Origin of the sequence: Thermomonas mangrovi (assembly GCF_028201335.1) — a bacterium.
In the GTDB taxonomy this organism is placed as follows: domain Bacteria; phylum Pseudomonadota; class Gammaproteobacteria; order Xanthomonadales; family Xanthomonadaceae; genus Thermomonas; species Thermomonas mangrovi.
The window spans coordinates 220,880-245,053 of sequence record NZ_JAPEVV010000002.1 but is presented as its reverse complement, the minus strand read 5'-3'; the positions used below and the strand labels follow the sequence as shown (position 1 = coordinate 245,053).

Sequence of the window (24,174 nt, the reverse complement as noted above, 5' to 3'; positions counted from 1 at the left end):
CGGACGGACCGCAAGGTCCACAGGAACGCCCGGGTTTCGCCCATGCCCGTGCATGGGTCCGCAACATCACCGGAGTTCCGAAAATGACGTTCGATACCCTTGGCCTTGCGCCTGCCTTGCTGCGCGCGCTCGCCGACAACGGCTACGCCACGCCCACCCCGATCCAGCAGCAGGCGATCCCGCTGGTGCTGTCCGGCCGCGACGTGCTGGGCGGCGCCCAGACCGGCACCGGCAAGACCGCCGCGTTCGCGCTGCCCGTGCTCAACCGCCTGAGCAAGGAAACCCCGCCAGCCGGCCCGCGCAAGCCGCGCGCGCTGGTGCTGGTGCCCACCCGCGAACTGGCGGTGCAGGTCGCCGACAGCTTCAAGACCTACGGCCGCCACCTCAAGCTCAACGTCACCACGCTGTTCGGCGGCGTCGGCATGCAGCCGCAGGTCGACCAGCTGCGTCGCGGCGTCGACGTGCTGGTGGCCTGCCCGGGCCGCCTGATCGACCACCTCGACCGCGGCAGCGTCAAGCTCGACGCGGTGCAGGTGCTGGTGCTGGACGAGGCCGACCGCATGCTCGACATGGGCTTCCTGCCGGCGATCAAGCGCATCCTCAACCGCCTGCCCAAGCAGCGCCAGTCGCTGCTGTTCTCGGCCACCTTCGAGCCGCGCATCAAGGCGCTGGCGCTGGAATTCCTCGACAACCCGCAGGAAGTGCAGGTCGCCGCGCAGAACACCATCGCGCAGACCATCGCGCACCGCGCGCATCCGGTCGACGGCCCCAAGAAGCGCGCGCTGCTGGTCGAGATCCTCAGCCGCCGCCACACCGAGCAGGTGCTGGTGTTCGGCAAGACCAAGCACGGCTGCAACCGGCTGGCCGAACAGCTGGAGGAGTCCGGCCTGCCGGCGGTCGCGATCCACGGCAACAAGAGCCAGGCGGCGCGCCAGAAGGCGCTGAACGAGTTCAAGTCGGGCAAGGCGCGGATCCTGGTGGCCACCGACGTCGCCGCGCGCGGCCTCGACATCCCGGACCTGCCGCTGGTGATCAACCACGACCTGCCGATGGTCGCGGAGGACTACATCCACCGCATCGGCCGCACCGGCCGCAATGGCGCCAGCGGCGAAGCGATCTCGCTGGTGGCGCAGGAAGAGGCGCACCTGCTGCGGCAGATCCAGAAGCTGCTCGGCCGCGACATCGCGATGGAGCACGTGCAGGGCTTCGAGCCGACCCGTGCCATCCGCACCGACGCGGCCCCGTTCAAGCAGCAACCGCGCGGTCCGCGCCCGCCGTCGCGCAATCGGCGTCCGCACGGCAAGCCGCGCGACGCCTCCGCGCACGCACATGCGCACACCGGGCAGAAGCCGGCGCAGCGCGATGGCCAGCGCAACGGCCGCCCGGGCGGCGAGCGTCGCGGCACGCGCGGGTAATCCGCACGCAGCACGCAACATGCAAAAGGGCCGGCATTGCCGGCCCTTTCGCTTTCCGATCGAATCAGCCTTCGGCCGCCTGTTCGCGCAGTTCGTCGGCGCGGGCGCGCCCGAGGTAGCGATGGATGCCTGCGCGCATCAGGTACAGCAGCGGGATCAGGGCGATCGCGGCGAGCATCTTGTAGGCGTAGTTGAGCGTGCCGACCGCGAGGAACAACGAGGTCGGCCACTGCTGCGGGCCCAGCACGAACGCGATGTACAGGACCACGAAGCTGTCCACCAGCTGCGAGACCGCGGTGGAGCCGGTGGCGCGCAGCCAGGCGTGGCGTTCGCCGGTGCGCTTGCGGATGCGATGGAAGATCGACACGTCGATCAGCTGGCCGATCACGAAGGCGACCAGCGAGCCCCAGATCGTCCACAGGCCCTGGCCGAACACCGCGGCGAACGCATCCTGGTAGTTCGGCACACCCTGGTCCTTGGCCACGCCCACCCACCACGCGGCCGGCGCAAGGTGGATCGCGACGAACGCGAACACGAAGCCGTACACGATCAGGCCGGCGGCCAGCCAGCTGATCATGCGCACGCCGCGCTTGCCGAAGTATTCGTTGACCGTGTCGGTCATGATGAACACGATCGGCCACAGCAGCGTGCCGGCGGTGAAGTTGAGCGAGCCGGTCTGGCCGAACAGGTTCCACTGCAGGGGCGCGATCCCCAGCGTGTCCTCCAGCGCGAAGATCTTGACCCCGATGAACTCGGCGAGCACCGCGTTGACGCAGAAGAACGCGGCAAGGCCGATGAACAGCCGGGTGGCGCGGTCGTCGAGCAGGCGGTTCATGCGCCGGCCCCCGGCTGGCGCGCGGCGGGCGGCGAGAACGGGATGGTCTCCGGCGCCACGGCACCGCCGCTGATGATGAAGCTCATGGCCTGGTCCACGTTCCAGTCGGTCGGGGTGATCTTCTCCACCGGCACGATCTCGAGGTAGCCGGAGGTGGGGTTGGGCGTGGTCGGCACGTACACCGCGGCCAGTTCGCGGCCGGTGCCGGCTTCACGCATCACCCGGGTGACGAAGCCGAGCGTCTTCATCTCGGTATGCGGGAAATCGATCAGCACCACCCGCTGGGTGCCGTCCGGCTTGGTCTGCAGGATGTCGAGCAGCTTGCGCGCGCTGCCATAGACGGTGCTGGCCAGCGGGATCCGCGACACCAGCGCCTCGAACCAGCGCAGCAGGCGTTGGCCGATCACCCGCCGCGCCAGCCAGCCGACCAGCAGGATCGCCAGCACGGTCGCGACCAGCGCGATCGCGCCCTGCACCCAGGGTTCCACCAGCCAGCCGAAGGCCATCGGGTTGCGGCTGGCGATCCCCTGCAGCGAGGGCTGCACTAGCGGCTTGCTGAGGTCGCCGAGCAGGACGAACACGAACTTCACCACCACCCACGTCAACCACAGCGGCAGCAGGGTGAGCAGGCCGGTCAGGAACAGACGTTGCAGGCGTTGGCCGAGCGGCGGCCGGGGGGCGGGTGCGGACATGCCGCGATTGTAGGGGCCGATGCCCTCAGCGCGCGCGCACCAGGCGGATGCCGACATCGGGATAGCCCTGCGCGGCATCGAGGGCGCGCAGCTTGCCGCTGGCCATGCGCCGGGCGCAGTCCGCATCCGCGCACAACGTCGTCCAGCCGGCGATCGGCTGCAGCGGTTGTGCGCGCAACTCACCCGCGCTGGGCAGGCGGTGGCGCCCCATGCCTTGCGCATCGAGCCAGTTGGCATAGGCCTGCGCGTCGGCGGCGGTGACGCAGGCCACCGGGCCGGCGTCCCCACGCCTGCCGCCTGCCGTGCGCCAGCTGCGCTTGCCGCCGAACAGGCCGGCGCGACCGCACTCCGCGGCCGCGCGGCCGGTCGCCTCGGCGAAGCGGGCGTATTCGGTGCGGGTGACCGTCACTATCTCGACCGGGGCGGGTGCGGAGGCCGGCACCGCAACCGCGGGCATGACCGGGGTGGTGGGTTTGGCCGGCAGGGCGGCGACGCGCGCCTGCCACGCGCGTCGTCGTGCCGGGTCGTCGGTGATCCACGCGCTGCTGGCGAGCAGGGCCTCCGCTGCCGCTCGGTCGCGCTTGCCGAGCAGGCGGTCGAGTTGTGCGGCCAACGCAGCCTCCAGCCGCTTGCGCAGCAATGCGATCGCGCTGCCATCGCCGCCGCGGCGCGCATCGAGTTGGCGCGCACGCTCGAAGAAGGCCCGGGCGCCACCGGCATCGGCGCGGCCCAGGGCCGCCGTGGCGGCCTCGGCCAGCGCATCGAACAGGCGTGCGGTCAGCAGTTGCACGTCGGCATGGGTGGCGTTGATCCGCCATGCCGCGTCCCAACTGTCCCACGCGTTGGCATTGGCGGGCGACAACAGGCGCCCGTCGGCGATCTGCTGGTTGGCGTTCGCCACGTAGGCCGCGCCCTCGGCGGAGACCGACTGCCCGGGCGACGCCGTCGCCTCGGGCATGGCAAGCACGCCACCAGCGGCATCCGTCGCAGGGGCAGGCAGGCCGGGCACGGCATCGATGCCGGCATTCCTGGCGGGAGGGGCAGTCACGCGTGCCATCCACCACCAAGCCCCGACGAAAGCGATGCCGATGGTTGCCGCCGCGGCGAGCGCGAGGCGTGGGCGCAGGCGGCTTGCGCGCGCAGACGATGATGCATCGGTCGATGCCGGCACCTCGACCCGCCCGAAGCCGCGACCGGCGCGGCGTTCGACCTGGTCGAGCGCCTCCCGCATGTCTTGCGCGCTCGCCGGGCGATCCTCGGGGCGCTTGGCCAATGCCGCGTCGAACAGCGGTTGCCAGTGCCGCAGCACGCCGGGCAGGCGCGGGATCGGGTCCTGCACATGCTTCAGCGCCATCGTCAGGGCGTCGCTGGCGCAGTAAGGCAGGCGGCCAGTGAGCATTTCCCAGCCCAGCACGCCGAGGCTGTAGAGGTCGGCGCGGCGGTCCACCTCCAGCCCGCGCGCCTGTTCCGGCGGCATGTAGGCGGTGCTGCCGACCGCGAGCCCGGCCGACGTCAGGCGCGGGTTGCCGCCGCGCCGCAGGGCGATGCCGAAGTCGGCGAGCAGCGGTCGCTCGTTCTCGTCGAACAGGACGTTCTCGGCCTTGACGTCGCGATGCACGACGCCGCGGACATGCGCGTAGTCCAGGGCATCCAGCAGGTCGCGCAGGATCGCGGCCACGCGCGGCTGGTCGCCGCGCAGGTCGCGCTGGGCCAGGTGCCCGCGCGGCAGGTGCGGCATCGAATAGAACGGCAGCCCGTCCTCGGTGCGGCCGACCTCATGGATGCCGACGATGTGCGGATGCTGCAGGCGCGCGATGGTGCGCGCCTCGTGCTCGAAGCGGCTGCGGCTGACTTCGTCGGCGAGCGCTTCCGGGAGCATCACCTTCAGCGCGACCTTGCGCCCCAGCGACACCTGTTCGGCGAGGTAGACGGTCGACATCCCGCCGTGCCCGATGACGCGCAGCAGGCGATGGCCCGCGACCTGCGGCATCTCGTCGCGCGTAGCGTGGCGTGCGTCGTTCACGGGCGTCCCGGGGGTGGCGTCGCCCCGAGCATACGACCGCGCGGCGGCGGCTGGGAACCGCGGTGGCGCGCGATTGCGACGCAGGTCGCCGTGCGCGGCGCGCTCAGACCAGCAGCAGCGCCGACATCCGCCGGCGATAGCGTCCCACCAGGTCCTCGTCCTCGACGACGCGGAACGCGTCGATCAGCGACTTCCGGGCCAGGCCGTCGCCGTAGCCGCGGTCGCGTTGCAGCATCTCGATGAACTGCGACAGGCCCGCTTCGGCGTCGCCCGACACCAGCTTGCGGACGCCGAGCAGGTGGCGTGCGCGGAGGTCGCCCGGATCGGCGGCGATCGCGGCCTCCAGGATCTCCGCGGCCGGCGCGTCCTTGAGCAGCGCCGCGAAGCCGAGCCGCGCGCGCGCTTGGATGGTGCGGTCGTCGGTGGCGAGGTTGGCCGGCAGGCCGTCGAGCAGCTGTTCGGCTTCGCCGGCCGCGCCGGTCTGCAACAGCGCGAGCGCCAGGTCCAGCTTGAGCTCGGCCTTGTCCGGCTCGGCCTCGATGGCCTTGCGCAGGCGCATCACCTCCTCGTGCGGATCCACCGGCTCCGCGTCCGGCACCGAGGCGTCCTCCTCCACCGGGGCGGCGGGTTCGATGCCGTGGTGCTTCAGGAACTCGCGCAGCTGGCCTTCGGGCAATGCGCCCGGGAAGCCGTCGACCAACTGCCCGCCCTTCACCAGCATCACCGTCGGCACCGAGCGAATCTGGAACGCGGCGGCGAGTTCCTGCTCCTTGTCGACGTCCACCTTGGCCAGCGTGAACGCGCCGTGGTAGTCGGCGGCGAGCTTCTCGAGGATCGGCCCGAGGGTCTTGCACGGGCCGCACCAGGTCGCCCAGAAGTCCACCAGCACCGGGGTTTCCAGCGACTTGCGGATCACTGTGTCCTCGAAGGTCGCGGCGGTGGCGTCGAACACGTGCGGCTTGGCGAGGTCGGTCATGGCGTGGGGAGCGGTTGGGATGCCCGGGACATGGCGACGCGGCCGGCGGTTCACAAGGAGATGTAAAAAATAGTTGACATCCGTGACATAGAATGTAATGTGTGGCTTACATTGTGTAAGCCAGAGGTAACGGCGATGTCCGTCCTGTCTCCCCGCAACCGCCTGATCGCCTGGCTGGCCCTGGCCGGGGTCGGCTTGGTCCTGTTCTTCAGCGGCGAATACCGCGACCTCGGCCTGCCGCTGGGCTGGTTCGGCAGCGTGCTGTTCATCGCCTCGGTGTGGTTCGCGGTGGATGCCGTGCATCGCCTGCCGCGCAGCGACGACGAAGGCACGCTGGCACCGGGCGAGTGGCAGGCCTGGGTCGGGCTGGCGTTCGCGACCGCGCTGGTGGTGGCGATGCTGGGTGCCGCCGAGGTCTTCCGGGTAGCGCTGCCGATCGGCGAGAACCCCGACGCCGGCCGCGCCGGGACGAAGGTCGGCACGCTGTTCGTGGCCTGGCTGGTGCTGTCCCACGTCCTGCGGCAACGCTGGTCCGGGCGTGTCCTCGCGGACGAGCGCGATGCGCGCATCGAGGCGGTCGCCTGCGAGTGGGGTCGCTGGGCGACGGTGGCCTGCGTGATCGGCATCGCGGTGCTGCTCGGCTTCAGCGAGACCGCGCGGCTGCGCGAGTTCAGCTACCCCTTCATCGCCCACTTGCTGATGACCACGCTGGTCTGGGGCCTCTGGGTCGAGCAGGCGGTCATCGTGGGCCTGTACTGGCGGGACCGCCGGGCATGAGCGGCACGTCGATCCAGAACGCGATCCGCCGCCTGCGCTTCGAGCGCGGCGAGATGACCCAGCAGGCGCTGGCCGATGCCTGCGGCGTCACCCGGCAGACGATCATCGCACTGGAGGCGGGCCGCTATGCGCCGTCGCTGGAGTTGGGCTTCCGCATCGCCGATGCCCTCGGCGTGCGCATCGAGGAGGTATTCCAGTGGAGCAGGTCGTCGTGAGCGCTGGTCCCGGCAATCGATTCCGCATCGGCATGTGGGTGCTGGGCCTGTTGCTGGCGGCGGTCGCGATGCTGGCGACCTACATGTGGTGGGTGGTGTATAGCTTCGACACCGAAACGCTGCCGCCGCGGCATGGCCAGGTCGATGCCGAGCTGTTCGTGCGCGAGGGCGGCACACGCCCGTTGCTGGTCGGATTGGGCGGCAGCGAGGGCGGCAATCCCTGGGCCAGCGAACGCTGGAAGGAGCAGCGCGAGCGATTCCTCGACCAGGGCTACGCGCTGCTGGCACTGGGATATTTCGGCACCCCGAACTCCCCGGAGCACCTGGACCGCATCTCGCTGGACGGCGTGCATGCGGCGATCATGGAAGCCGCGCGCGATCCGCGCGTGGACGGCCGCTGCATCGCGGTGATCGGCGGTTCACGCGGGGCCGAGCTGGCCCTGCTGTTGGCCAGCCACTATCCCGAGATCCGCGCCGTGGTGGCGATCGTGCCGGGCAGCGCGGTGTTCCCGGCACTGACGGATGCCATGACCACGTCGGGGTTCTCACTCCGAGACCAGCCCCTGCCGTTCGTCCCGATGACCTGGGCCGCCACGCCGCACCTGTTCACCGGCGACCTGCGCGCGGCCTTCGCGACGATGATGCGCGACACGGCGGCGATGCAGCGCGCCGCGATCCGGGTGGAACGGATCGACGGCCCGGTCCAGTTCGTGTCGGCGGCGAAGGACGAGATGTGGCCCTCGAAGGAGATGGCGGATGCGATGATGCGGCGGCTGCAGGCGCATGGCTTCCGCCACCCTGCCGAGCACGTGGTGGTGCCCGGCGGCCATGCCGAACCACTCGATGAATTCCCGAAGATGGAAGCCTTCCTCGAGACCCATTTCAAGCAGGCCTGCCGATGAGCGAGCCCACCCGTTCCATCCCCGTCGTCGCGCTCGCGCTGTTCGCGGGTGCCATGCTGGCGGCGCGGATCGGCCTGCCCGAGTACGCCCATCGCCTGCACCCGGTGGGCTTGCGCGGGGCGATCGGGATGCCGTGGGCGACCGCGTTCAACCTGGCGGCGTTCGTCGTGCCCGGCGTGTTGCTTGCATGGGCAGGCCTGCGCTTGCGCGCGGCGCTGGCGATGCGCGGCTGGCTGGCACGGGTCGGGGTGGTGCTGGTGCAGTTGTCGGCGCTGGCGTTCGCGACGCAGGGCCTGCTGCCGCTGGACCCGCGCGACGTCGATGCGGCCGCGAGCCGCTGGCACGTGCTCGCGTGGATGCTGTGGTGGATCGCGTTCGTGCCCGGCGCGCTGCTGCTGGCGGTGGGCGCCGGGCGTGGGCGGGGCTTCGCCGGGGCCTGCGCGGTGGCGGCGGTCGCGGTGCCGGTGCTGGCCGTGTTCGCGCCGATCGGCGCCTGGGTCGGCCTGGCCCAGCGCCTGGCCTTCCTGCTGTGGTTCGGCTGGTGGCTCGTGGCCAGCCGCGCCACCGCTAGCCGTGCTTCAGCTTCAACCCCAGGATCGTCGCCGACAGCACGAAGGTGATCGCGTTCGACACGATCATCGGCCACGACTGCAGGAAAAGCCCGTAGCCGAACCAGCAGGCGATGCCGAAGGTGAACACCACGTACATCCACAGCGAGATGCCGGAGGTGTCGCGGGTGCGGATGGTCTTCGCCGCCTGCGGCACGAACGACAGGGTGGTGCAGGCCGCCGCCAGGTACCCCATCCACTCCAGGTTCATCGCGCGGGTTCCCGCATCACTACGCCGTCCTTCATCACGAAGTCGACCTTCATCGTGTTGCCGATGTCGGCGACCGGGTCGCCCGGCATCGCGATGATGTCGGCGCGCTTGCCGGGTTCGACCACGCCCTGGTCGTCCACGCCCAGCACCTCGGCCGCGTGGATCGTCGCCGCCTGCAAGGCGTATGCGGCCGGGATGCCGGCGTCGACCATGTAGGCGAACTCGCGCGCGTTGTCCCCGTGCGGGCCGACGCCCATGTCGGTGCCGAAGGCGATCTTCACGCCGTTGCGGTAGGCCTTGGCCGCGGTGTGCTGGATCTGCGCGCCGATCCGCGCGGCCTTCGGCCTGACGATGTCCGGGTAGTAGCCGTCGATCTTCGCCTTGTCCGCCACGAAGCGCCCGGCGTAGAGGGTGGGCACGTACCAGGTGCCCTTCTGCTTCATCAGCCCCATCACCCGGTCGCTCATGTAAGTGCCGTGCTCGATGCTGGTCACGCCGGCGGCGACGGCGCGGTACATGCCTTCCTCGCCGTGCGCATGGGCGGCGACCTTGTAGCCGTAGTCGCGCGCGGTGTCGACGATCGCCCTGGCTTCCTCCACGGTGAACTGCGGCGCATCGCCGGACTTGGCGTAGCTGAGCACGCCGCCGGTCGCGGTGATCTTGATCACGTCGCTGCCGTCCTTGTAGCGCTGGCGCACGGCCTGGCGCGCATCGTCGACCGAATTGATGACGCCCTCGGTCGGACCGGGCGGGCCCAGCAGGTGCGAGAGCTCGCTGTTGTAGCCGTTGGTGGGATCGGCATGGCCGCCGGTGGTGGCGATCGACTTGCCCGCCGCCCAGATCCGTGGCCCCTTCACCAGTCCCTGGTTGATCGCGTCGCGCAGGTGCGGGGTGATGGTCCCGCCGAGGTCACGCACGCTGGTGAAGCCGGCCATCAGGGTCTTCTCGGCGTAGCCGATGCTGCGGAACGCGAAGTCGACATCGTCCAGGCGGAAGCCTTCGGAATAGCTCTGCGGACTGGACTGGCTGCCGAGGTGCACGTGCAGGTCGGTCCAGCCGGCCATGCAGGTGCGGTCGGCCAGGTCGATGGCGGCCATGCCGGCGGCCGCCTCGGCGCGACCGGGCAGTACCTCGGCCACCTTGCCGTTGCGCACGACCACGGTATGCGCATCCAGCAGCTTGCCGCTGCGGCTGTCGAACAGCTTGCCGCAGTGCAGGGCGGTGTCCTGGGGGCTGGCCCCGCCGGCGAAGGCGGGCAGGGCGAGCGAGCACAACACGCATGCAGGAAGCAGGGCGACGGTGAACAGGCGATGGCGCATGGTGGTTCCCCCGGGGTGATGCGGGATGGTGCCATGCAAGGCCGGCGAATGGCGGTGGATGCTGCGCTGCGGTAGGCTTTCCGGCCCGATTCCCGTTGTTGCCCGCCGTGTCCGAGCCCGCCATCTACGATCCCGCCGCCGTCGAATCCGCCGCCCAGTCGTTCTGGGCCCGCACGCGCGCCTTCGAGGTGGACGAGCAGTCGGACAAGCCGAAGTACTACTGCCTGTCGATGCTGCCGTACCCGTCCGGCGCGCTGCACGTGGGACACGTGCGCAACTACACCATCGGCGACGTGATCAGCCGGCACAAGCGGATGACCGGCTTCAACGTGCTGCAGCCGATGGGCTGGGACGCGTTCGGCCTGCCCGCCGAGAACGCCGCGATCAAGAACAAGACCGCGCCGGCCAAGTGGACCTACGCCAACATCGAGCACATGCGCGCGCAGCTGAAGTCGCTGGGCTACGCGATCGACTGGACCCGCGAATTCGCCACCTGCAAGCCCGACTACTACGTCCACGAGCAGCGCATGTTCGTGCGCCTGCTGAAGAAGGGCATCGCCTACCGCAAGAACTCGGTGGTGAACTGGGACCCGGTCGACCAGACCGTGCTGGCCAACGAGCAGGTGATCGACGGCCGCGGCTGGCGCACCGGCGCGCTGGTCGAGAAGCGCGAGATCCCGCAGTGGTTCCTGCGCATCACGGACTACGCGCAGGAACTGCTGGACGAGCTGGACCGCCTGCCGGGCTGGCCGGACTCGGTGAAGACCATGCAGCGCAACTGGATCGGCCGCAGCGAGGGCCTGGAAATCCAGTTCCGCGTCGATGGCGAAGATCAGCCGCTGACGGTGTTCACCACCCGCCCCGACACCCTGATGGGCGTGACCTTCATCAGCGTGGCCGGCGAGCATCCGCTGGCGCTCAAGGCCGCGGCGTCGAACCCCGAACTGGCCGCGTTCCTGGCCGAGCTGAAGCAGGGCGGCGTGTCCGAGGCCGAGCTGGAAACCCAGGACAAGCGCGGCATGGCCACCGGCCTGTGGGCGATCCATCCGGTGACCGGCGAGGACGTGCCGATCTACGTCGCCAACTTCGTGCTGATGGGCTATGGCACCGGCGCGGTGATGGCGGTGCCCGCGCACGACCAGCGCGACTGGGAATTCGCTAAGGCCTACGGCCTGCCGGTCAAGCCAGTGGTGGTGGATGCCGCCACCCGCGACGCCCTGCAGGAACTGTCCACCCATGTCGCCGGCCACGACGACCCGATGGCGGTCGCGCTGGGCGCGCATGCGCCGGTGGACGTGGTCGAGGTCGATGCCGCGGTCGCGGTGGTGCGCGAGTACCTGCGCCGGATCGACGAGGAAGGCGCGCAGACCGAGCGCGGCTGGCTGATCAATTCCGGCGACTACAACGGCATGGACTTCGATGCCGCCTTCGCGGCGCTGGCCACGAAGTTCGCCGGCGAAGGCAGCGGCGTGCGCCGGGTCAACTTCCGCCTGCGCGACTGGGGCGTGAGCCGCCAGCGTTATTGGGGCTGCCCGATCCCGGTGGTGTACTGCGCCGGCTGCGGTGCGGTGCCGGTGCCCGAGGACCAGCTGCCGGTGCTGCTGCCCGAGGACGTGGCCGATGCCTTCGCCTCGGGCGACGTGCATTCGCCGATCAAGTCCGACCCCGAGTGGCGCAAGACCACCTGCCCGCAGTGCGGTGGCGCGGCCGAGCGCGAGACCGACACCTTCGACACCTTCATGGAGTCGAGCTGGTACTACGCGCGCTACACCTCGCCGGGTGCGGCCGACATGGTCGACGCGCGCGCCAACCACTGGCTGCCGGTCGACCAGTACATCGGCGGCATCGAGCACGCGATCCTGCACCTGATGTACTTCCGCTTCTACCACAAGCTCCTGCGCGACGCGGGGCTGGTGGCCAGCGACGAGCCGGCCACGCGCTTGCTGACCCAGGGCATGGTGATCGCCGACACGTTCTACCGCGAGGACGAACACGGCGCGAAGGAATGGATCAACCCGGCGGACGTCGACCTGGTCCACGACGAGCGCATGCGCGTGGTCGGCGCGACCTCGCGGATCGACGGCCTGCCGGTGCTGGTCGGCGGCACCGAGAAGATGTCGAAGTCGAAGAACAACGGCGTCGACCCGCAGGTGCTGGTCGACCGCTACGGCGCCGACACCGTGCGCCTGTTCTCGATGTTCGCCGCGCCGCCGGAGCAGTCGCTGGAGTGGAGCGATTCCGGGGTGGAGGGCATGGCCCGCTTCCTGCGCCGGCTGTGGCGCGACGTGCATGCGCATGCCGCGCAGCCGGATCATCCGGTGGTCGACCCCGCCGCGCTGGACGCCGCGCAGAAGACCCTGCGCCGGCAGGTCCACGAGGCGATCCAGAAGGTCGGCGACGACGTCGGTCGCCGCCACAGCTTCAACACCGCCATCGCCGCGCTGATGGAACTGCTCAACCATGTCGGCAAGTTCGGCGACATGTCCGACCAAGGGCGCGCGGTGCGCCACGAGGCGTTCGAGGCGATCGTGCTGCTGCTCAACCCGATCACCCCGCACATCGCGCATGCGTTGTGGCAGGCGCTGGGCCACCCCGAGGCCCTGCTGGAGGACATCCCGTTCCCGCAGGCCGACCCGGCGGCGCTGGTCCGCGACGCGCTGACCCTGGCGGTGCAGGTCAACGGCAAGCTGCGCGGCACCATCGAGGTCGCCCCGGACGCGCCGCGCGAGGCGATCGAGGCCGCGGCCCTGGCCGAGCCATCGGTGGCGCAGTACGTGGATGGCAAGGAGATCCGCAAGCTGATCGTGGTGCCCGGGAAGATCGTGAATATCGTGGTGGCGGGCTGACCCCCGCCGACTTCCACGAGCCGATCGCTTAGACTGCCGCCATGACCCGACGCCTCGCCGCCATCGTCTTCGCCGCCGCCCTGCTGACCGGGTGCGGCTTCCACCTGCGCAACGCCCTGAACTTGCCCGAGAACCTCGGGCCGGTGCGGGTGGTCGCCGGCGACCCTTACAGCGCGCTCGCCGACAACCTCGCAGAGGGGCTGCAAACCGCGGGGGCGCAGGCCGCCCCGGCGGGCGCGCAGACCGGCGTGGCGACCCTGCGCATCGTGTCGGAGCAGTGGGCCGACACCCCGATCAGCCACGACCAGTTCGGCCGCGCGCAGGAGTTCTCGCTGCGCTATGCGGTGATCTTCAGCATGCAGCGCGCCGATGGCAGCGTGGTGGTGCCGCAGCAGGCGGTCGAACTGGCCCGCGACTACCTGGCGCCGGCGGTGGATTCGATCGGCAAGGCCAGCGAGCGCGAACTGCTGGTGCGCGAGCTGCGCCGCGACATGGCGGCGGCGATCCTGCGCCGGGTGGACGCGGCTTCCAAGCCGGCGGCGCCCGCCGCCCAGTGACCCGCGCGGCGCGCTCCCGATGGAGCTGAGCACCGACCGCATCGCCGCGCACCTGGCCGGCGAACCGCTACGCCCGGCCTACCTGGTGGCGGGGGCGGAAACCCTGCTGGTCCTCGAAGCCGCTGACGCCGTCCGCATGGCCGCGCGCGCGCAGGGCATCGGCGAACGCGAAGTGCACGACATGGAAGGCCGCGATGCCGACTGGGGCGCGCTTGCCGCCTCGCTGCTGGCGCCGAGCCTGTTCGCCACGCGTCGCCTGGTGGAGGTGCGCCTGCCGACCGGCAAGCCCGGGACCGAGGGCGGCAAGCTGATCGCGGAATTCTGCGCGGCGCCGCCACCGGACGTGGTCCTGCTGGTAATTGCCGGGGAATGGTCGCGCCAGCATCCCGGCAAGTGGACCGAGGCCATCGCGCGGGTGGGGCATACCTGCATCGCCTGGCAGGTGCGTCCGCACGAACTGGAATCCTGGATCGAGCGCCGGTTGCGCCTGCGCGGCCTGCGCGCGACCCCCGACGCGGTGGCGCGGCTCGCGCAGCGGATCGAGGGCAACCTGCTCGCGGCGGCGCAGGAAATCGACAAGCTCGTGCTGCTGGCCGAGGGCGATGCGCCCATCGACCTCGCGCGGATGGACGCGCTGGTCGCTGATTCGGCCCGCTACGACGTGTTCCGCCTGGTCGACGCGGCCCTCAACGGGCAGCCGGCGCAGGTCTCGCGCATGCTCGCCGGGTTGCGTGCGGAAGGCGAGGCGGTGCCCGCGCTGATGGGCATGGTGGTGAAGGAGCTGCAGACCGTCGCCGCGCTGGCGCGTGCGCGCAATTTCGCCGCCGAATGCAAGGCGTTGCGCATCTGGGACTCCAAGCAGGCGGTATACAAGCGCGCGCTGGCCCGGCACGCGCCGGAGCGCTGGCAGCGCTGCGTGGTCGAGGCCGGCCGCGTGGACCGCATCGCCAAGGGCCGGGTGCGGCTCGGCGAGGAACCGGCCGACGCCTGGCTGCAACTGGAGCGGCTGCTGCTGGCGGTGGCCGACAAGGGCGCCATCCGGCTGCTGGCGTCGTGAGCCACGGCACGCTGCGGATCTGCTACGGCGGGACCTTCGATCCCGTGCACAACGGCCACCTCGCCGTCGCCCGCGCGGCGCGCGACCGGTTGCGCGCCGACGTCGCCCTGCTGCCGGCGCACGACCCGCCGCACAAGGCCGCGACCCGCGCCGATGCCGGGCAGCGCGCGGCGATGCTGGCGCTGGCGGTGGATGGCGACGCCGGGTTGTCGGTGGACCGGCGCGAACTGGCCCGCAGCGGGCCTTCGTACACCGTGGACACTCTCGCCGAATTGCGCGGCGAACTGGGCGAACGGGCGCCGATCGCCTGGCTCATCGGGGCGGATTCGCTGCTGCAGCTCGACACCTGGCACGACTGGCGCCGCCTGTTCGCGCTGGCCCACCTCGTGGTCGTGCAACGGCCGGGTGCCGACATCGACAGCGATCGCCTGCGCGCGCGGGCGCCGCGGGTGCAGGCCGAAGTCGCCGCGCGCTGGCAGTCGGCGGACGCCCTCCACGCCAGCGCGTCCGGTGGCATCGCCCTGTTGCCGTTGCCCGGGTTGCGGCCCGAGTCCTCCACCGCGCTGCGCCGGCGGATCGCCGCCGGCGAACCCTGGCGCGACTGGGTGCCGCCGGCGGTCGCCGCCTACATCGACCGTCACGGGCTGTACCGCGACCCCGCCGCTATACTGCCGCCGAATTCCCCACCGCCTGCCGAGCCGCGCCCTTGACCACCACTGCCCACGTCATCAAGACCAGCCTGCCGAACCCGCCGCCGCCGGTGGAGACCCTGCTCAAGACCGTGCACGCCGCGGTCGAGGAGCTGAAGGCCAAGGACGTGGTCGAAATCGACGTGCGCGGCAAGAGCAGCGTCTGCGACTACATGGTGATCGCCTCGGGCACGTCGACCCGCCACGTGAAGTCGGTGGCCGACGAAGTGATGCGCTTCGCCAAGCGCCTCGACGTCATGCCGCTGGGCGTGGAGGGCGAGCGCGAGGCCGAGTGGGTGCTGGTGGACCTGGGCGACGTCGTGGTCCACGTCATGCTGCCGCGGGTGCGCGAGTTCTATGCGCTGGAGCGGTTGTGGACGGTGGGCGACCAGCCGCCGGAATTCGAGCAGTAACCTGCCGCGCTTGGCGCTTCATCGGCGTCCGCTGCGCACGATCCCGATGGACAGCAGACGCGTCCACTGCGGTTGCTGCGCGCCGGGCACGCCCGTAAGGCCATCGCGCGCGACGGTACTTGATCGAATCCACGCGTTGACCCCGGATCCGCGATGAAAGCGCGGCTGGTCGCGGTCGGCGAGCGCGCACCTGCCTGGGTCGCGCAGGGCTTCGCCGAATACCAGAAGCGCCTGTCGCACTGGCTGCCGATGGAACTGGTCGAGGTCGAGCCCGGGGTGCGCGGCAAGGGCCGCGATACCGCGCGCGCGATGGCCGACGAGGGTACGCGCGTGCTCGCCGCGCTGCCGAAGCAGGCGCACGTGGTGGCGCTCGATGGGCGCGGCACCCTGCACAGCTCGGAACAACTGGCCGTGCGCCTCGAACATTGGCGTGGGCAGGGGCGCGACCTCGCGTTCCTGATCGGCGGCCCCGAAGGCCATGCGCCGGAAGTCCTGCAGCGCGCCGACGAGCGTTGGTCGCTGGGCCCGTTGACCCTGCCGCACATGCTGGTTCGGCTGGTGCTGGCAGAACAGGTCTATCGCGCGGCCGCACTGCTCGCCAACCATCCCTACCATCGCGCCTGACCAGGCGCCCGCGCAGCGCGCGGGCGCTTGGCGGCGCGGCCTCAACGCGGCAGCGCGAACTCGATCGGCACCAGGCCCAGTGCCTGCACCGCACGCTCGCCCTGCATCGCCGGCTGGAAGCGCCAGCGCTTGAGCACCTGCTCGCGCGCCGCTTCGTCGAGTTCGCGATGACCGCTGCCCTGGGCGATGGTCACGTCCAGCGGGCGCCCATCGATGCCGACCAGCACCTGCAGCAGCACCGTGCCGGTCCAGCCGAGGCGCTGCGCGTTGCGCGGATACTTCGGCGGCGGGGCAAGCGCGTATTGCAGCTGGATCGCGGCGGGGGGCGTCGCCACCGGACCCACGTCGGCCGGTCCGGCGTCGACGGGGCCCGGGTCCACCACCGGCTCGCTGCCGGTCTCGCTGACCACCGGGTCGCTGCTGGCCGGCTGTTCGCTGGTGCGCGGCGTGGCGGGCTGCGCCACCGGGCGCTGCGGGGTCACCGGCTGCTTCTCCTTCACGATCTCGACCGGCACGATGACCTCCGGCGGGATGTCGCGCGCGACGAGGCTAGGTTCGCGCGGCAGGTCGATCGCCGGCGGCGGCATCGCCAGCGGCATCATCAGCAGGCCGAAGGCCAGCAGGTTGAGCGCGAGGGTGCCGCTCATCGTGGCGATCCGGGCGGGATCGAGGCGGGGCTTTTCGACGGGCGCGAGCAGGGCGAAGCCTGCCGGGCGGGACACTGCGTGGACGTGGGCGCGGACCATGGTCAACCTCCTGTCAGGGTGGAGCGACGTGGGAACACACACCATGCAACGGACGGGACCGGCGATCGGGGTTGCCGACGCGCACGATCCGATTCCACGCTGCGCCGCGTCCCCGCCTGCGGCAACGCCATCGCGATGGACGGCGACGCACCGCCGACCGATGGGCGGTGCTGGGGCGCGGATGCCCGCAAACGACGACGCCCGCGCGAGGCGGGCGTCGGGACGGCGACGGCAGGTCAGGGCGCGGGATCGGGATCGTGCCCCAGCCCGCCGGCTTCCGGATCCGGTGGCGGTTCCGCCCCCGGGATTTGCGCCTCGCCCTTGTTGCGTGGCTTGGGTTCGGCGTAGCCGGTGTTGCAGGCCGGCTCCGGATGGCCGGTGGGGATGCGGTCGGCGTCGGCGGGCGTGCGGGTGCCCATCTCAGCGCCCCAGCTCGAACACGACTTCGATGCCGATCGACAGCGTGGTCTCGCCCGGCGCGACCGAGGTCTCCTTCGCCATCATCGCGTCGCTGGCCATCGCCCGGACCATCGGCATCGGCCGTGGCAGGCTGGCGCCGCCTTCGCTGATGCTGACGATGCGACGCACCTGCAGGCCGAGCGCGTCGGCATAGGTGCGTGCCTGCGCCTGGGCCTTGCGCAGCGCGGACACGCGGGCCTCCGCGTAGGCCTCGTCCGGCTTGTCGACCTCGAAGCTCGGGCCGTTGATCTGGTTCGCGCCCTGCGCGGCCAGGGTGTCGAGCACCTTGCCCAGCCTGGCGAGGTCGCGGACCTTCACGTTCACCGTGTTGCTGGCCTGGTAGCCGGTGATCGTCGGCGGCTGGTTCTCGGCATAGCGGTATTGCGGGTTGAGGCTGATGCCGCTGGTCTGGATGTCGCGTTCGGCGATGCCGGCGCCGCGCAGGGCCGCCATCACCTTGTCCATCTGCACGGCGTTCGCGCGCATCGCGACGTTGGCATCGGCGGCCTGGGTGACCACGCCGGTGGAGATGGTGGCGACGTCGGGCACGCGGGTGGCGTCGGCGGTCGTGGCGATCGACAGCAACGTGCCGTCGGCAGGCATGGCGTAGCCGGTCTGGGGTTGTGCGCAGGCGGTCATGGGGGCTCCGGCGGCAAGGGCGAGGGCGAGGGCGAGGGTGCGCAACATAGGCATGGTGGACTCCAGGAGGATGCGGGGTAAGGATGGCGCGGCCACGGTCGCCGCCGGGTGAATGCCGTCACCGCAGTGAACGCGCGGTGAGCCGGAACGGGGTCGAGGCGGCCGCGGTGGGCGGGCGGTGCATGGCCCCGGGTTAGACTGCGGGCATGCTGCATCTTGCCTCGCGCTCGCCCCGGCGCGCCGAACTGCTGGCCCGGCTCGGGCTGGACTTTGGCGTCATCGACCTCGACCTGCCCGAACAGCGCGGCGCCGACGAAGCGCCCGCCGATTACGTGCGCCGGGTGGCGCGCGAAAAAGCCGGCGCCGGCCTGCTGCAGGTGGTCGCGGTGCCCGGCGCGGTGGTACTGGGCGCGGACACCGAGGTGATCCTCGATGACGAGGTGTTCGGCAAGCCCGCCGATGCCGCGGTGGCGGCGGCGATGCTGCGCCGACTGTCTGGACGCATGCACGAGGTGGTGACCGCGGTCTCGGTGGTCTCGGCCGGCCGCGAGCTGCAGGCGGTGTCGCGTTCCGAGGTCACCGTGGCGCCGCTCGGCGAGGACGACATCGCCCGCTACCTCGCGACCGGCGAGTGGCTGGGCAAGGCGGGTGCGTACGCGATCCAGGGCCGCTTCGAGGCGCACATCGCGCACCTCTCCGGCAGCTACAGCGGGGTGATGGGCCTGCCGCTTCACGAGACCGTCGGCCTGCTGCGCCAGTTCGGGCTGCCCGCATGAGCGAGGAACTGCTGGTCAACGTGACCCCGCGCGAGACCCGCGTCGCGGTGGTCGAGAACGGCATGCTGCAGGAGCTGCACATCGAGCGCGGCAGCCAGCGCGGCGTGGTCGGCAACATCTACAAGGGCAAGGTGCAGCGGGTGATGCCCGGGATGCAGGCCGCCTTCGTGGACATCGGCCTGGAGCGCGCGGCGTTCCTGCACGCCAACGACATCTTCCGCAGCGCGCCGCTGGAAACCGCCGAGGGCGAGGCGCCCGCGCCGGTCCCGCCGCAGGTGCAGGTGCCGATCGCCGAACTGCTGCGCGATGGCGCGGAGATCGTGGTGCAGGTGGTCAAGGACCCGATCGGCAGCAAGGGCGCCCGGCTCACCACGCAACTGAGCATTCCCTCGCGCTACCTGGTGCTGCTGCCGCATTCGCGCGTGGTCGGGATCTCGGCGCGGATCGAGGACGAGGACGAGCGCGCGCGGCTGAAGGGCCTGATCGCGGAGTTCGCGCCACCGTCGCGCGGGCAGGGCTTCATCGTGCGCACCAACGCCGAGGGCCAGCCGGCCGAGGCGCTGGCCGAGGATGTGGCCTACCTTGGGCGGGTGTGGGCGCTGGTCGAGCGCAACATCGCCGCGTCCAGGGTGGGCAGCTGCGTGTACGAGGACCTGAGCCTGCCCTTGCGCGCGGTGCGCGACCTGATCCGCCGCGACGTCGACAAGGTGAAGGTGGATTCGCGCGAGACCAGCGAGCGCCTGCGCGAGTTCGCCGCGCAGTACATGCCGGGCCTGGCGGAGAAGATCGAGCACTACGCCGGCGCGCGGCCGATCTTCGACCTGTACGGGGTGGAGGACGAGATCCAGCGCGCGCTGGACAAGGAAGTGCCGCTGAAGTCGGGCGGCTACCTGGTGATCGACCAGACCGAGGCGATGACCACGGTCGACGTCAACACCGGCAGCTTCCTCGGCCAGCGCAACCTCGAGGAGACGGTGTACCGCACCAACCTGGAGGCGGCGCAGGCGGTCGCGCGGCAACTGCGCCTGCGCAACCTGGGCGGGATCATCATCATCGACTTCATCGACATGGTGGATGCCGAGCACCGCCGGCAGGTGCTGCGCACGCTGGAAAAGCAGCTCGCGCGCGACCACGCCAAGACCACGGTCTACGACTTCTCGCCGCTGGGGCTGGTGGAGATGACCCGCAAGCGCACGGTGGAATCGCTGCAGCGCCAGCTCAGCGAGCCCTGCCATGAGTGCGGCGGGCGCGGCATGGTCAAGACCGCGGAGACGGTGACCTACGAGGTGTTCCGCGAGGTCGTGCGCGCGGTGCGCCAGTTCGATGCCGAACGCCTGCTGGTGATCGCCTCGCCGAAGGTGGTGGCGCGGATCACCGACGAGGAATCCAACGCGGTCGCCGAGCTCGAGGAATTCCTCGGCAAGTCGATCCGCTTCCAGGCCGATGCCCAGTACCTGCAGGAACAGTTCGATGTGGTCCTGCTCTGAGGCCGGCGGGCGCGGGCGTCGCCGGCGTTGAGCGACGCCGCGCACCCGGCGCACCACCCGCTGCCGCCGCGTCGTCGCTGGCGCTTGCTGCGGCGCGGGTTGGGCTATGCGCTGGCCAGCGTGCTGGTGCTGCTGGCGCTGGGCAACGGCGTCGGCAGCCAGTTGCTGCCCTTGGCCGAGCGCCATCCCGACCGCATCGCCGCCTGGCTGCAGGCGCGCGTCGGCCAGCCGGTGGCCTTCGACCGCGTCGAAACCGAGTGGACCCGGCGGGGGCCGCTGTTGCGGCTGGACAACCTGCGCATCGGGCGTGGTGACGCGCCGCTGCGGATCGGCGATGCGGAGATCCTGGTCGCGCAGTATGCGGGGCTGTTGCCGTGGCGCTCGTTCACCGAGCTGCGCGTGCGCGGCCTGGACCTCACCCTGGAGCGCGACGACAGCGGGCGCTGGCAGGTGCGCGGCTTGCCCGGCCAGCAGGCGCAGGTCGACCCGCTGGCCACGCTGGAACGCCTCGGCGAGCTGCAGGTGTCGCATGCGCGCCTGCACGTGCGTGCGCCGGCGCTGGGGATCGAGACCCGCCTGCCGCGCATCGACCTGCGCATGCAGGTGGCCGGCAAGCGCGTGCGCGCGGGCGCGCATGCCTGGTTCCGGACCGGCGACCGGCCGATCGCCGCGGCCATCGACTTCGATCGCGGCACCGGCGATGGCCAGGTCTACGCCGGCCTGCGCGATGCCGACCTGCGCGCGTTCGCCGGGTTGCCGCGGATCGCCGGGGTGGTGCCGGTGGCCGGGCGTGGCCGGCTGCAGGCCTGGCTGGGCCTGCATGGCCATCGCATCGACGGCGTGCGTGCGAGCGCCACGCTGGAAGGCGTGGTGCTGCAGGGCGCACCGCTCGTGGCCGGCGCGCCGGCACCCACGCGCGGCCTCGGCGCGGTGTCGCTGGACGCACGCTGGCGCGGCACGCTGCGCCAATGGCAGGCGCAGGCCACGCGCCTGCGGATCGGCAGCGGGCGGACGCCGGACGTGCTCGACGGACTGGCCGTGGCCGGCGGCGAGCGCTACGGCCTGCGCGCGGCGCGGCTCGATGCCGAACCGTTGCTGGCCGTGCTCGCGCTGGGCGATGCCGCCTCGCCGCGGCTGCGGCGGTGGCTGGCGGCCTCATCGGCGGGTGCGGTGCTCGAGGAGATGGCCATCAGCGGCGTGCGCGGCGGGGCGATCCAGGCGCGTGCGCGCGTGCGCGGCCTGCATTTCGCGCCGGTCGGCAACAGCCCGGGCATGCGCGGCGTGTCCGGCGATCTCGTCGCCGATGCCAGCGGCATGCGGCTGCGGTTCGATCCGAAGGCGGAGGTGGCCTTCGATTGGCCCGCCGGCTTCGGCGTGGTCCACACGTTCACCCTGGATGGCGAAGCCCTGGCCTGGCACGACGCCGACGGCTGGACGGTGCAAACCCCTGGCCTGGCCATCGACGGCCGCGACCTGAAGGTCGACGCGCGTGGCGGGATCGGCTTCCCGGCCGGCGGCGGGCGCCCGCGCCTGGACATCGCCGCCGACATCGGCCAAGCGCCGGTCAAGGCGGCGCCCGGCTTCTGGATCCACCACCTCATGCCGAAGGCGACCATCGCCTGGCTGGACGCCGCGCTGCAGGGCGGACGCCTGCGCGACGTGCACGCGGTCGTCGCCGGCGACCTGCGCGACTGGCCGTTCCGCGACGCGCCGAGCGCGGCCGGCGCCGGCCTGTTCCGCATCGACGCACGGATCGAGGACGGCCTGCTGAAGTTCCAGCGCGATTGGCCCGCCGCGGAGGGCGTGGACGCCGCGCTCCGCTTCCAGGCCGATGGCTTCACCCTGGCCGGCGCGGGGCGCCTGGCCGGCGTGCCCATCCCGGTGCTGAAGGCGGGCATCCCGCGCTTCGGCCACGCCGAGCTGTCGGTGGAGGCGCGCGCCACCGGCGATGCCGGGGCGATGCTCGCGATGTTGCGCAACAGCCCGCTGCAGCGCGAGTACGGGCCGACGATGGATGCCCTGCGCGCGAAGGGCGCCGCCGATGCCGGCTTCCGCATGCAGCTGCCGCTCTACCACGGCGCGCCACCGCCGCAGATCGACGGCACCGTGGCGCTGGCCGGCGCGCGGCTGGAGGAGACGCGCTGGGACCTGGTGTTCGAGGGCGTGCAGGGCAACGCGCGCTTCGACCGCCTGGGCTTCGTCGCCGAGGGCCTGCAGGTGCGCTACGTCGGCTTGCCCGGGGCGCTGTCGCTGCGCGCCGGTCCGCACGTGCGCGACCCGAAGCAGGCCTTCGAGGCCGAGCTGCAGGCGACCGTCGGCATCGATGCCTTGCTCGCCAAGGCGGGCAGCAGCATGGACTGGCTGCTGCCATGGGTGGACGGGCGCTCGCCCTGGACCGTGTCGCTGGGGATCCCGCGCGGGGCGGCGCAGGCCGCGCCACCGACCCAGTTGCGGCTGCGCTCCAGCCTGGTCGGCACCGCGATCGACCTGCCGGAACCCTTGCGCAAGCCGGCGACGCAAGCGCTGCCGGCAACCGTCGACGTCACCCTGCCGATGGAGCGCGGGGAGGTGGCGGTGAACCTCGGCAACCTGTTGTCCCTGCGCAGCCGCAGCAACGGGCGGCAAACCGGGGTGCGTGCGCGGCTCGGGGGCGGCACGGTGGAGCCGCCGCCGGTGCACGGCCTGCAGGTCGAAGGGCGCGTGCAACGCCTGGAGGCGCTGGACTGGATCGGCGTGGTGTCGGGGCAGGCCGGCGGCGACGGACTGCCGCTGCGCCGCATCGAGGTGCAGGCCGATGCCCTGCGCCTGCTCGGCGCCGATTTCGCCGATGCGACCCTGGTGCTCGCACCCGCGCCACGCGGCACCGCGGTGCAGGTGCGCGGTGCCGGCATCGAGGGCTCGCTGCTGGTGCCGAGCGCGGATGGCGCGCAGGTGGCCGGCCGCTTCGAGCGCTTCCACTGGACATTGCCCGGACTGGGCGTGGCGCAGGCGGGGGCCGCCGCGCCGGTCGCTGGCGCGCGCGAGGGCTTCGACCCGGCGCGCATCCCGCCGCTGTTGTTCGACATCGCCGACTTGCGCCTCGGCGAGGCGGTGCTGGGCAACGCCCGGTTCCGCAGCGTGCCCGGCGGCGGTGGCCTGCGCATGGAGGAATTCACCACCCGCGGCGGCAAGCAGCGCCTGCGCGCCAGCGGGACCTGGAGCGGACGCGCGGCCGCTGCGCGCACGCAGTTGCGGCTGGACGTGGACAGCGATGACGTCGGCGCGCTGTTGGGCGGCCTCGGCCTGGGCGGCCAGTTGGCGGGCGGCAAGGGCAAGCTCGGCGTCGAGGCCGGCTGGCGCGGCGGCCCGGATGCCTTCGCCCTGGCCGCGCTGGATGCGCAGGTCGCGGTCGACGTGAAGAACGGCCGGCTGCTGCAACTGGAACCGGGTGCCGGGCGCGTGCTCGGCCTGCTCGGGATCGCGCAGCTGCCGCGACGCCTGACCCTGGATTTCCGCGACTTCTTCGACAAGGGCTTCGCCTTCGACCGCATCCACGGCAACGTGCGCATCGCGCAGGGCGAGGCCGGCACCGACGACTTGGCGATCCTCGGCCCCGCCGCCGACATCCATGTGCGTGGCAGCACGGACCTGCGCGCGCAGCGCTTCGACCAGACCGTGGACGTGTATCCGAAATCCGGTGGCCTGCTCACCGCGGTCGGCGCGATCGCCGGCGGCCCGGTCGGCGCGGCGGTCGGCGCGGTGGCCAATGCCGTCCTCGACAAGCCCATGCAGGGCATCGGCGCGCGGCGCTACCGCATCACCGGCCCCTGGCAGTCGCCGAAGGTGGAGACGCTGGAGCGTCCACCACCCGCGGTTCGCACCCCGAAGCCGGCCCCGCCGCCGGCTTGATCGGCGCGCCGGCGCCGCCA

23 protein-coding genes are annotated in these 24,174 nt (G+C 71.7%); 14 read left to right on the top strand and 9 right to left on the bottom strand.

Features of this window, described 5'->3' with window-relative positions; all coding sequences use genetic code 11:
* Positions 1–83 precede the first annotated feature (83 nt).
* A complete protein-coding gene (locus ON759_RS04830; RefSeq protein WP_271679230.1) occupies positions 84–1,415 on the top strand; it encodes a DEAD/DEAH box helicase in 1,332 nt (443 codons plus the stop codon).
* 64 nt (positions 1,416–1,479) lie between these two features.
* On the opposite strand, the gene ON759_RS04825 is transcribed toward ON759_RS04830, so the two are convergent.
* From ON759_RS04825 to trxA, 4 genes are all read right to left on the bottom strand, one after another.
* Positions 1,480–2,250: a queuosine precursor transporter gene (locus ON759_RS04825; protein WP_271679229.1), complete on the bottom strand. Its 771-nt coding sequence runs from the start codon at positions 2,248–2,250 to the stop codon at positions 1,480–1,482.
* Positions 2,247–2,942, bottom strand: coding sequence for a DUF502 domain-containing protein (locus tag ON759_RS04820; protein WP_271679228.1), 696 nt, complete (start codon positions 2,940–2,942; stop codon positions 2,247–2,249). The genes ON759_RS04825 and ON759_RS04820 overlap by 4 nt, the downstream gene beginning before the upstream one ends.
* 25 nt (positions 2,943–2,967) lie before the next feature.
* On the bottom strand, positions 2,968–4,965 hold the full coding sequence (locus tag ON759_RS04815) for a bifunctional serine/threonine-protein kinase/formylglycine-generating enzyme family protein (RefSeq protein ID WP_271679227.1): 1,998 nt from the start codon (positions 4,963–4,965) through the stop codon (positions 2,968–2,970).
* A 103-nt stretch (positions 4,966–5,068) separates the two neighbouring features.
* The gene (gene trxA / locus ON759_RS04810; RefSeq protein ID WP_271679226.1) at positions 5,069–5,941 is read right to left on the bottom strand and encodes a thioredoxin; all 873 of its coding nucleotides are present in this window, start codon (positions 5,939–5,941) and stop codon (positions 5,069–5,071) included.
* 135 nt (positions 5,942–6,076) lie between these two features.
* Here trxA and ON759_RS04805 point away from each other — a divergent pair, with 135 nt between their 5' ends.
* The 4 genes from ON759_RS04805 to ON759_RS04790 are packed head-to-tail and all read left to right on the top strand — an operon-like array spanning position 6,077 to position 8,455.
* The gene (locus ON759_RS04805; protein ID WP_271679225.1) at positions 6,077–6,718 is read left to right on the top strand and encodes a hypothetical protein; all 642 of its coding nucleotides are present in this window, start codon (positions 6,077–6,079) and stop codon (positions 6,716–6,718) included.
* Entirely contained in the window at positions 6,715–6,933 is a 219-nt protein-coding gene (locus tag ON759_RS04800) for a helix-turn-helix transcriptional regulator (protein WP_271679224.1), read from the top strand. The genes ON759_RS04805 and ON759_RS04800 overlap by 4 nt, the downstream gene beginning before the upstream one ends.
* The gene (locus tag ON759_RS04795; RefSeq protein ID WP_271679223.1) at positions 6,915–7,835 is read left to right on the top strand and encodes an alpha/beta fold hydrolase; all 921 of its coding nucleotides are present in this window, start codon (positions 6,915–6,917) and stop codon (positions 7,833–7,835) included. Before ON759_RS04800 ends, ON759_RS04795 begins: the two co-directional genes overlap by 19 nt.
* A complete protein-coding gene (locus ON759_RS04790; protein ID WP_271679222.1) occupies positions 7,832–8,455 on the top strand; it encodes a DUF998 domain-containing protein in 624 nt (207 codons plus the stop codon). Before ON759_RS04795 ends, ON759_RS04790 begins: the two co-directional genes overlap by 4 nt.
* Here ON759_RS04790 and ON759_RS04785 read toward each other — a convergent pair.
* Together ON759_RS04785 and ON759_RS04780 are read right to left on the bottom strand one after the other, a co-directional pair.
* A complete protein-coding gene (locus ON759_RS04785) occupies positions 8,403–8,654 on the bottom strand; it encodes a SemiSWEET transporter (RefSeq protein WP_271679221.1) in 252 nt (83 codons plus the stop codon). The two genes, ON759_RS04790 and ON759_RS04785, sit on opposite strands and share 53 nt — an antisense overlap.
* On the bottom strand, positions 8,651–9,973 hold the full coding sequence (locus ON759_RS04780) for a metal-dependent hydrolase family protein (RefSeq protein ID WP_271679220.1): 1,323 nt from the start codon (positions 9,971–9,973) through the stop codon (positions 8,651–8,653). Before ON759_RS04780 ends, ON759_RS04785 begins: the two co-directional genes overlap by 4 nt.
* Positions 9,974–10,071: 98 nt before the next feature.
* On the opposite strand from ON759_RS04780, the gene leuS reads away from it, so the two are divergent.
* From leuS to rlmH, 6 genes are all read left to right on the top strand, one after another.
* Entirely contained in the window at positions 10,072–12,819 is a 2,748-nt protein-coding gene (gene leuS, locus ON759_RS04775; protein WP_271679219.1) for a leucine--tRNA ligase, read from the top strand.
* 41 nt (positions 12,820–12,860) lie between these two features.
* Positions 12,861–13,376, top strand: a complete 516-nt coding sequence (locus tag ON759_RS04770; protein WP_271679218.1) for an LPS-assembly lipoprotein LptE — start codon at positions 12,861–12,863, stop codon at positions 13,374–13,376.
* Between the two features lie 19 nt (positions 13,377–13,395).
* Positions 13,396–14,433, top strand: a complete 1,038-nt coding sequence (gene holA / locus ON759_RS04765; protein WP_271679217.1) for a DNA polymerase III subunit delta — start codon at positions 13,396–13,398, stop codon at positions 14,431–14,433.
* A complete protein-coding gene (nadD, locus tag ON759_RS04760; protein WP_271679216.1) occupies positions 14,430–15,143 on the top strand; it encodes a nicotinate-nucleotide adenylyltransferase in 714 nt (237 codons plus the stop codon). Before holA ends, nadD begins: the two co-directional genes overlap by 4 nt.
* On the top strand, positions 15,140–15,535 hold the full coding sequence (gene rsfS, locus ON759_RS04755; protein ID WP_271679215.1) for a ribosome silencing factor: 396 nt from the start codon (positions 15,140–15,142) through the stop codon (positions 15,533–15,535). Before nadD ends, rsfS begins: the two co-directional genes overlap by 4 nt.
* Positions 15,536–15,688: 153 nt before the next feature.
* Positions 15,689–16,159 carry a 23S rRNA (pseudouridine(1915)-N(3))-methyltransferase RlmH gene (gene rlmH, locus ON759_RS04750; RefSeq protein ID WP_271679214.1) on the top strand — a complete coding sequence of 157 codons (471 nt, stop codon included), beginning with the start codon at positions 15,689–15,691 and terminating at the stop codon, positions 16,157–16,159.
* A gap of 41 nt (positions 16,160–16,200) precedes the next feature.
* On the opposite strand, the gene ON759_RS04745 is transcribed toward rlmH, so the two are convergent.
* From ON759_RS04745 to ON759_RS04735, 3 genes are all read right to left on the bottom strand, one after another.
* The gene (locus tag ON759_RS04745) at positions 16,201–16,905 is read right to left on the bottom strand and encodes an energy transducer TonB (protein ID WP_271679213.1); all 705 of its coding nucleotides are present in this window, start codon (positions 16,903–16,905) and stop codon (positions 16,201–16,203) included.
* 236 nt (positions 16,906–17,141) lie between these two features.
* Positions 17,142–17,324 carry a hypothetical protein gene (locus ON759_RS04740; RefSeq protein ID WP_271679212.1) on the bottom strand — a complete coding sequence of 61 codons (183 nt, stop codon included), beginning with the start codon at positions 17,322–17,324 and terminating at the stop codon, positions 17,142–17,144.
* A 1-nt stretch (position 17,325) separates the two neighbouring features.
* Positions 17,326–18,057, bottom strand: coding sequence for an SIMPL domain-containing protein (locus ON759_RS04735; protein WP_271679211.1), 732 nt, complete (start codon positions 18,055–18,057; stop codon positions 17,326–17,328).
* Positions 18,058–18,209: 152 nt separating this feature from the next.
* Here ON759_RS04735 and ON759_RS04730 point away from each other — a divergent pair, with 152 nt between their 5' ends.
* Genes ON759_RS04730 through ON759_RS04720 form a run of 3 tightly spaced genes read left to right on the top strand, consistent with a single transcriptional unit; the run spans position 18,210 to position 24,154 of the window.
* On the top strand, positions 18,210–18,779 hold the full coding sequence (locus tag ON759_RS04730) for a Maf family protein (RefSeq protein WP_271679210.1): 570 nt from the start codon (positions 18,210–18,212) through the stop codon (positions 18,777–18,779).
* Entirely contained in the window at positions 18,776–20,266 is a 1,491-nt protein-coding gene (gene rng / locus ON759_RS04725) for a ribonuclease G (RefSeq protein ID WP_271679209.1), read from the top strand. Before ON759_RS04730 ends, rng begins: the two co-directional genes overlap by 4 nt.
* A 27-nt stretch (positions 20,267–20,293) precedes the next feature.
* Positions 20,294–24,154, top strand: coding sequence for a YhdP family protein (locus tag ON759_RS04720; protein WP_271679208.1), 3,861 nt, complete (start codon positions 20,294–20,296; stop codon positions 24,152–24,154).
* The last annotated feature ends 20 nt before the right edge of the window (positions 24,155–24,174 follow it).